This is a genomic window from Bradyrhizobium sp. AUGA SZCCT0222, from assembly GCF_018130205.1.
Taxonomy (GTDB): Bacteria; Pseudomonadota; Alphaproteobacteria; order Rhizobiales; family Xanthobacteraceae; genus Bradyrhizobium.
This window is the reverse complement of record NZ_JAFCLX010000094.1, coordinates 1-8,170: the sequence shown is the minus strand read 5'-3', so window position 1 is coordinate 8,170 and position 8,170 is coordinate 1. Positions and strand designations below refer to the sequence as shown.

Here is an 8,170-nt window from a genome sequence, read left to right as displayed (position 1 = left end):
GGCGTAAACCAGCGTCCACCGCAACCCGTCCAACGTCCGTGACGACGGCCGACGCCCTTCTGAGTAGGACGGGATGGCGATAGATGCGCACTGATTTGGGTCGGCCAACAACAGAAATATTTTTGATTTACAGAAATTTTCTACTTGACACGATTTCTGAAAGTCAGCATTGATTTGCCCGTCGGGTTGTTTTGTCGCAGGCGACAACGACATTTGCTCTTGCGAGCGAAGCGACTCAGGCAAGAGCGATCCCATTCATGGTCGTCCCGGCGAAGGCCGGGACCCATACGCCGCGGCCGTGGTGATACGGCGAGCCGGCAGAGATTCTTCAAACAACAAACAGTTGTGGCTATGGGTCCCGGCCTTCGCCGGGACGACGACGGAGCGATGTCCTCACGCCGCGCGGATGTTCGCCATGAAGCGGTCGAGCTCTTCGCGCAGCCGGGTGCTTTCGCTCGACAGCGTGCGCGCCGAATGCAGTACCTCTTCCGAGGCCGTACCGGTCTCGGTCGCGCCGCGGTTGACCTGCATGATGCTGGCGGCGGCTTCCTCGGTGCCTTGCGCGACGTTCTGGACGCTGCGCGCGATTTCCTGCGTCGCCGAACTCTGCTGCTCGACCGCATCCGCGATCGTCGTGGCGATGTCTGAGATCTTGCCGATGGTGCCGCCGATTTCCTTGATCGCGGCGACCGATTCCTGGGTCGCACCCTGCATGCCCGAGATGTGATTGGAGATCTCGTCGGTCGCCTTCGCGGTCTGGCTGGCGAGCGATTTGACCTCGGAGGCGACGACGGCGAAGCCGCGGCCGGCATCGCCGGCGCGAGCCGCCTCGATGGTCGCGTTCAGCGCCAGCAGGTTAGTCTGCTCGGCAATCGCCGTGATCAGCTTGACCACGTCACCGATCTCTTGTGCTGCGCGCGACAGTTTTCCGATGCGGCTATCGGTCTGTTCGGCCTGGCGCACCGCGGCTTCCGCAATCTGGCTGGATTCCTTGACGCGGCGGCCGATCTCGTCGACGGAGGCCGAAAGCTCCTCGGTCGCGGATGCCACCGATTGCATGTTGCCGGACGCCTGTTCCGAAGCGCCGGCGACCTGGCTCGACAGGCTCTGGGTGGTTTCCGCGGTTCGCGTCAGCGTTCCCGCCGATGCTTCCAGTTGCACGGCCGAGGCCGAAACGTTGGAGACGATGGCGCCCACCGCGGCCTCGAATTCGTCGGCAAAGCGAATGAGTTCAGTGCGGCGCGCGGCGCTGCTCGCCTTGTTCTGCGCCTCTTGCGTGGCGGCGTCGCGTTCGGCCTTGGCGACCGCCTGGACCTTGAACTCCTCGACCGCGCTGGCCATTTCGCCAAGTTCGTCCTTGCGCCCGAGGCCGGGCAGCACGACGTCGAAATTGCCGGCGGCGAGTTCACGCATCGCACCGCACATTGCGGTCATCGGCCTGGAAATGCCCTTGCCGAGCAAGAACGCCCAGACACAGCCGAGCAGGAAGCCGCCGGCCGCCAGGATCAGGATCAGCCGTTCGGTTTCGCCAATGCTCGCGTTCGACTCGGCCTCGAGCCGCTTCTGATCGGCCAGCAGGCTGGACTTCATGACGGCGGCGCCCTTGCTGATCGCGGTGACGGAATCCGTCATGTCGAGCGTCAGATCGTCGATTTCCTTGGCGTTGTGAATCAGCTTCGCCAGCGCCTCCCGGTAGGCTTCCAGAAGTCCGGCGGATTCCTTGAGGTCGGCCACGACCTTTTCATTCTTCGAGGAAATCGACTTCAGCGAGTTCTCGACGAATTTCAGACGCGCCAACGCGCTGGCTGCCACTGCCTTGTCGGAATTGATGACGAACGTGTTGACCAGTGCGGTGACGGCCTGAAACTGCTCGTAGACCTTCTTCGCGCCGAGACTGATGACCTGCTGCTCGGACTCGTCGGCGTTGCTGGGGAGATCGTCGAGCTTGTAATGCAGCGACATGCCGCTGCGGGTGAGCTGGTTCTGGGTGATCCGCGCGCTCTCGTCCTTGACCTTGACGACGTCGGCAAAGATCTTGGCAAAGGCGCGGAATTCCCGCTCCAGCTTGGCGAGCTGTTCAAGCCGGCCTGGATCGGTGGTGCCCTTCATCGAGGCAATAATGGCTGCCTTCAGGCTGGCTTCGGCCAAAAGCGTCGCCTTGCCATCCTCTTCCTTGGCCGTGACCACGAAATAGCGGGCGAGCGAACTATAGGAAATCAACTCGCGGTCGATGTCGCGCGCCAGATCGGCTTCCTGCACGCTGCGCCGGTAGGCGTCCACGCCTGCGGAAACGTGTTCAAATCCCATATAGGCAATGCCCATGCTGACCGCCGAGATGGCCAGCGTCACGGCAAAACCAAGCATGATCTTGGCGCGGAATCGAAGGGTTGGGAGTTTGATCGAGAACAAGCCCGTACGTTTCTTAAATCCCACCTCAAGCCCCCCGTTTTCATTCTGAAAACCCGGATCGGGAGGCCCTGCCCCCGATCCAGTGCGCAAAGCTAAGGCACAATGGATAAGGCTGGGTAAATTCCGGCCCCACTCCCCCTGGGTTGCAGGGCCGGAAGCATGCTTTTTTGTCTTGATCCCCTTTGGGACCCGGACGATCTCCGCAAGTATGATGCGGTGCGGGGTAGACGAGACCTCACCCCGTCAAGCTACGTTCCGTCGAACGCAGCGCTTTGGCCGCACCTCAACCCGCCCGCTGGAGGACGGCCGAAGAATCGGCTGACCGACGCCGCGTCGCCGCGAGGATGTCATCACAATGACAGGGGCGACCAAAATCCTAGTTGCAAGTTCCCCCGCCCGTGTTTCTAATTGGAATAATTATAAAACATCGGGAGGTATCACGCGTGTCTACCATCAAATTGACGGTGAACGGCAAGGCTGTCTCAGCCGACGTCGAGGACCGGACCCTCCTCGTCCATCTGCTGCGCGAAAACCTGAACCTGACCGGCACCCATGTCGGCTGTGACACCAGCCAGTGCGGCGCCTGCGTCGTCCATATCGACGGCCGGGCGGTCAAATCCTGCACCGTGCTGGCGGGCCAGGCCGCCGGGTCCAACGTCACCACCATCGAGGGCATCTCGAAGGGCGACGATTTGCACCCGATGCAATTGGCGTTCCGCGACAATCACGGCCTGCAGTGCGGCTATTGCACCCCGGGCATGATCATGTCGTCGATCGATATCGTGCACCGCCATGCTGGCAAGCTCGACGAGGAAACCGTCCGGCAGGAGCTGGAAGGCAACATCTGCCGCTGCACCGGCTACCACAACATCGTCAAGGCGGTGCTCGACGCGGCCGGGCGCATGAAGGTCTCGCAGGCGGCCGAATAGCTGCCGCAGGCCACCAAACCAGCATTCAAAGGCCGCTTCGTTTCGATGGAAATGGCGGAAACAATAACTCCGGTCGGGAGGACAGGACATGGGCGTTGAAGGCATTGGCGCAAGCGTTGTGCGCAAGGAAGACCGCCGTTTCATTACCGGCAAGGGCCGTTACGTCGACGACATCAAGATTGTGGGCCTGACCCACGCGCACTTCATCCGCAGCCCGCACGCCCACGCCAAGGTAAAGAGCATCGATACGTCAGCGGCAAAGGACATGCCCGGCGTGGTCGGCATCCTGACCGGCCAGCAGATCGTCGACGACAAGGTCGGCAATCTGATTTGCGGCTGGGCCATTACGTCGAAGGATGGCACCGGCATGAAGATGGGCGCATGGCCGGCGATGGCGCCGGAGACCGTGCGCTTTGTCGGCCAGGCGGTCGCGGTCGTGATCGCCGAGACCAAGAACCAGGCCAAGGACGCCGCCGAAGCCGTCGTCGTCAACTACGAAGAACTCCCGGCTGCCGCTGATATTCGCGCGGCCATCAAGCAGGGCGCGCCGCAGCTTCACCCTGAAGCGCCCGGCAACGTGATCTACGACTGGACGATCGGCGACGAGGCCGCCACCGAAGCCGCGTTCAAAGCGGCGGCCAACGTGGTTTCGCTCGACATCACCAACAACCGGCTGGTGCCGAATGCGATGGAACCGCGGGCGGCGATCGGCGAATATAATGAGGCGGAGGAGCACTTCACGCTCTATACGACCTCGCAAAATCCGCATGTCGCCCGTCTTGTGCTGTCGGCGTTCTATAACATCGCCCCGGAGCACAAGCTGCGGGTGGTGGCGCCCGACGTCGGCGGCGGCTTCGGCTCCAAGATCTTCATCTACCCTGAGGAGATGGTGGCGCTGTGGGCCTCCAAGAAGGTGGGGCGTCCGGTGAAGTGGACCGGCGATCGCACCGAGGCTTTCCTGACCGATGCCCATGGCCGCGATCACCTGACCAATGCCGAACTGGCGCTCGACGCCAACAACAAGATCACCGGCTTGCGCGTCAAGACCTACGCCAATCTCGGCGCCTACATGTCGCTGTTCTCGTCGTCTGTGCCGACCTATCTCTACGCGACGCTGTTGTCGGGCCAGTACAACATCCCCAACATCTTCGCCGAGGTGATCAGCGTCTACACCAACACCACCCCGGTCGACGCCTATCGTGGCGCGGGCCGGCCCGAAGCGAGTTTCGTGGTTGAACGGCTGCTGGAGACGGCGGCGCGGCAGTTGAAGGTCGATCCGGCGGAATTGCGCCGCAAGAACTTCATCACGCAGTTCCCGCATCAGACGCCTGTTATCATGGCCTACGACATCGGAGATTTCGGCGCCTCGCTGGACTCGGCGATGAAGGCGATCGACTACGCCGGCTTCCCGGCGCGCAAGGCGAAAGCCAAGTCCGAAGGCAAGCTGCGCGGCATCGGCCTCTCCTGCTACATCGAGGCCTGCGGCATCGCGCCGTCGAAAGCGGTCGGCAGCTTAGGGGCCGGCGTCGGCCTGTGGGAATCCGCTGAGGTCCGCGTCAACCCGGTCGGCACCATCGAGATCCTCACCGGCTCGCACAGCCACGGCCAGGGCCATGAAACCACGTTCTGCCAGCTGGTGGCCGAACGCCTCGGCGTTCCCATCAGCCAGGTGCAGATCGTCCACGGCGACACCGACAAGGTGCAGTTCGGCATGGGCACCTACGGTTCGCGATCGGCCGCCGTCGGCCTGACCGCGATCCTCAAGGCGATGGAGAAGGTCGAGGCCAAGGCGAAGAAGATCGCAGCCCATGCGCTCGAAGCCTCCGAAAGCGACATCGTGATCGAGAACGGCGAGTTCAAAGTCACCGGCACCGACAAGTCGATCGCGCTGCCGATGGTCGCGCTCGCCGCCTACACGGCGCACAATCTGCCCGACGGCATGGAGCCGGGCCTGAAGGAGGGCGCGTTCTACGACCCGACCAACTTCACCTTCCCGGCCGGCGCCTATATCTGCGAACTCGAGGTCGACGCCGCCACCGGCAAGACCTCCTTCGTCAGCTTCGTGGCCGCGGACGATTTCGGCCGGCTGATCAACCCGATGATCGTCGAAGGCCAGGTCCATGGCGGCCTCGCCCAGGGCATCGGCCAGGCACTGCTCGAAGGCGCGGTGTATGACAGTTCGGGTCAGCTGCTGACGGCATCGTTCATGGATTACGCCATGCCGCGCGCCGACGATCTGCCGTCGTTCAAGCTGAACCACACCACGACGCTGTGTCCGGGCAATCCGCTCGGCGTCAAGGGCTGCGGCGAGGCCGGCGCGATCGGTGCATCCGCCGCCGTGATCAACGCGATCACGGATGCGATCGGTAACAACAAACTCGAAATGCCGGCGACGCCCGATCGCGTCTGGCACGCCATTCACGGTTGATTCTCGTCATTCCGGGGCGACGCGAAGCGTCGAACCCGGAATCTGAAGCACGGCTAACTCCTCGAGATTCCGGGTCTGCGCGCAAGAGGCGCGCATCCCGGAATGACGGAGGAGACCAAAGAGCAAAATTTCAGGGAGCACCACCATGTACGAGACAATTTATCATCGCCCCTCCTCGGTCGACGAAGCCGTGGCGCTTTTCGGCAAAGGCTCGGATTCGAAATATCTCGCCGGCGGCCATACGCTGATCCCCGTGATGAAACAGCGGCTGGCCGCGCCCTCCGACGTGATCGATCTCGGCAAGATCAAGGAACTGATCGGGATCGAAGCATCAGGCGATACGCTTGTTATCAAGGCGGCCACGACCTATTTCGACATCATGCAAAGCGCAGATGTGAAGAAGTCGATCCCGGCGATCGCCTACCTCACCTCGGTGCTCGGCGATCCCGCAGTCCGCTACCGCGGCACGATCGGCGGCTCGATCGCCAACAACGACCCGGCGGCGGATTTTCCCGCGGCCCTGGTTTCGCTCGGCGCCACCGTGAAAACCAACAAGCGCTCGATAGCGGCGGATGATTTCTTCAAGGGCCTGTTCACGACGGCGCTGGAAGACGGCGAGATCATCACGCAGGTGTCGTTCCCGGTGCCGGCCAAGGCCGGTTACGAGAAGATGCGCCATCCCGCCTCACGCTTCGCGCTGACCGGCGTGTTCGTGACCAAGACCAAGGCCGGCGATGTCAGGGTTGCGGCAACAGGCGCATCGCAAAACGGCGTCATGCGGGTACCGGTGATCGAGACAGCGCTGAAGGCGAACTGGTCGGCCGGCGCGCTCGACAGCGTCAAAGTCTCCGACAGCGGCATGCTCGCCGATATCCACGGATCCGCCGCCTATCGCGCCAACCTGGTCAAGGTAATGGCGCAGCGCGCGGTGACCGCGGCGGGCTGATAACGTCTAGACACAAGTTCCCCATGCAAGCGGCGCGTGCGAGCCCGGTTCTGATTTGATCAGAACCGGGCTCTGCTCTGTGTTTTGACGCGTTTTCTTCACGCGAACCGACCCACTTCGCTCAAAAACGCCATGCGTATGCGCGCCGCTCTGCATTTGGTCAGATTCTCGACAAAAGAAGCTTGCCACGCCTTCCCTAAGGCGAGACAATTTAGCTAATCAGCTAATTAAAAATACCTTTTTGGGAGAACAAGACGTGCTCGACAAACCCGCCGCCCAATCCGCAGTTCGCGCCTCCGGCCCGCTCGCAGGCTTTCGCATCGTCGAGTTCGCGGGCATTGGCCCGGGTCCGTTCGCCTGCATGATGCTGGCCGACATGGGCGCGGAGGTCGTGACGCTCGACCGCGTCGGCGCCAAGAAGAATTTGAAATCGGTGGCCGGCCGCGGCCGCAAAGTCGTCGAACTCGATCTGAAGGACAAGGCCGCGGTCGCGGGCGTGCTCGATCTGCTCGCCAATGCCGACGCGCTGATCGAAGGCTTTCGTCCCGGCGTGATGGAGCGGCTGGGCCTCGGGCCCGAAATCGTGATGGCGCGCAATCCGCGCCTCGTATTTGGCCGCATGACCGGCTGGGGCCAGGAAGGCCCGCTGGCGCAGGCCGCCGGCCATGACATCAATTACATCTCGGTGTCAGGCGCGCTCGCCGCGATCGGCACCAAAGAGAAGCCGGTGCCGCCGCTCAACCTGGTCGGCGATTTCGGCGGCGGCGCGCTCTATCTCGTGGTCGGCATCCTTGCAGCGCTCCTGGAAGCGTCGAAATCCGGCAAGGGCCAGGTGGTCGACGCCGCGATGTGCGATGGGGCGGCATCGCTGATGTCGATGTTCTTCGACATGACCGCGATCGGACGCTGGACTGAAGGCCGCGATCAGAATTTCCTCGACGGCGGCGCGCATTTCTACGGCGTTTACGAATGCTCCTGCGGCAATTTCATCTCGATCGGATCGATCGAACCGCAGTTCTACGCGCTGCTGCGCGAACACGCTGGCCTGACCGACGCCGATTTCGACGCCCAGATGGACCGCAATGCCTGGCCGGCACTGAAGGAAAAACTCACAAAAGTTTTCAAGAGCAAGAGCCGCGAAGACTGGTGCAAGATCATGGAAGGCACCGACATCTGCTTCGCACCGATCCTGACCATGGCGGAAGCGCCGAAGCATCCGCACAACGCCGCGCGAAAGATCTTTGTCGAACGCCACGGCGTAACCCAACCCGCGCCGGCACCGCGCTTTTCGCGGACGCCATCGGCTATCCGGGATGCGGAGAAGGCGGAGATTGGGGAGCTGACCAGCGCGTGGAAGGCGGGGAGGTAAAATCTCTCCGTCGTCCCGGCGAACGCCCTAGGGCATGCACACATCTCTAAGGCACCATCCAGCGGCGGCGGCGTGGAAGTATTCGAGGC

At 62.6% G+C, this 8,170-nt stretch carries 5 protein-coding genes; 4 read left to right on the top strand and 1 reads right to left on the bottom strand.

Going from position 1 to position 8,170, the window contains the following annotated elements; genetic code table 11:
• Positions 1-393 precede the first annotated feature (393 nt).
• On the bottom strand, positions 394-2,364 hold the full coding sequence (locus tag JQ629_RS36820) for a methyl-accepting chemotaxis protein (protein ID WP_212416780.1): 1,971 nt from the start codon (positions 2,362-2,364) through the stop codon (positions 394-396).
• Between the two features lie 488 nt (positions 2,365-2,852).
• Between JQ629_RS36820 and JQ629_RS36815 the strand changes: the two genes are divergently transcribed.
• The 4 genes from JQ629_RS36815 to JQ629_RS36800 all read left to right on the top strand — a co-directional run bounded on the left by JQ629_RS36815 (position 2,853) and on the right by JQ629_RS36800 (position 8,081).
• Positions 2,853-3,338, top strand: a complete 486-nt coding sequence (locus JQ629_RS36815) for a (2Fe-2S)-binding protein (RefSeq protein ID WP_212416779.1) — start codon at positions 2,853-2,855, stop codon at positions 3,336-3,338.
• 88 nt (positions 3,339-3,426) lie between these two features.
• Positions 3,427-5,766 carry a xanthine dehydrogenase family protein molybdopterin-binding subunit gene (locus JQ629_RS36810; protein ID WP_212416778.1) on the top strand — a complete coding sequence of 780 codons (2,340 nt, stop codon included), beginning with the start codon at positions 3,427-3,429 and terminating at the stop codon, positions 5,764-5,766.
• Between the two features lie 145 nt (positions 5,767-5,911).
• On the top strand, positions 5,912-6,712 hold the full coding sequence (locus JQ629_RS36805) for an FAD binding domain-containing protein (RefSeq protein ID WP_212416777.1): 801 nt from the start codon (positions 5,912-5,914) through the stop codon (positions 6,710-6,712).
• Positions 6,713-6,968: 256 nt separating this feature from the next.
• The gene (locus JQ629_RS36800; RefSeq protein ID WP_212416776.1) at positions 6,969-8,081 is read left to right on the top strand and encodes a CaiB/BaiF CoA transferase family protein; all 1,113 of its coding nucleotides are present in this window, start codon (positions 6,969-6,971) and stop codon (positions 8,079-8,081) included.
• Positions 8,082-8,170: the final 89 nt, after the last annotated feature.

Excerpts from the sequence above, each read along its gene's own strand:
- JQ629_RS36805 (WP_212416777.1), top strand. The coding sequence starts at position 5,912 with ATGTACGAGACAATTTATCATCGCCCCTCCTCGGTCGACGAAGCCGTG.
- JQ629_RS36810 (WP_212416778.1), top strand. The coding sequence starts at position 3,427 with ATGGGCGTTGAAGGCATTGGCGCAAGCGTTGTGCGCAAGGAAGACCGC.
- JQ629_RS36820 (WP_212416780.1), bottom strand. The coding sequence starts at position 2,364 with ATGCTTGGTTTTGCCGTGACGCTGGCCATCTCGGCGGTCAGCATGGGC.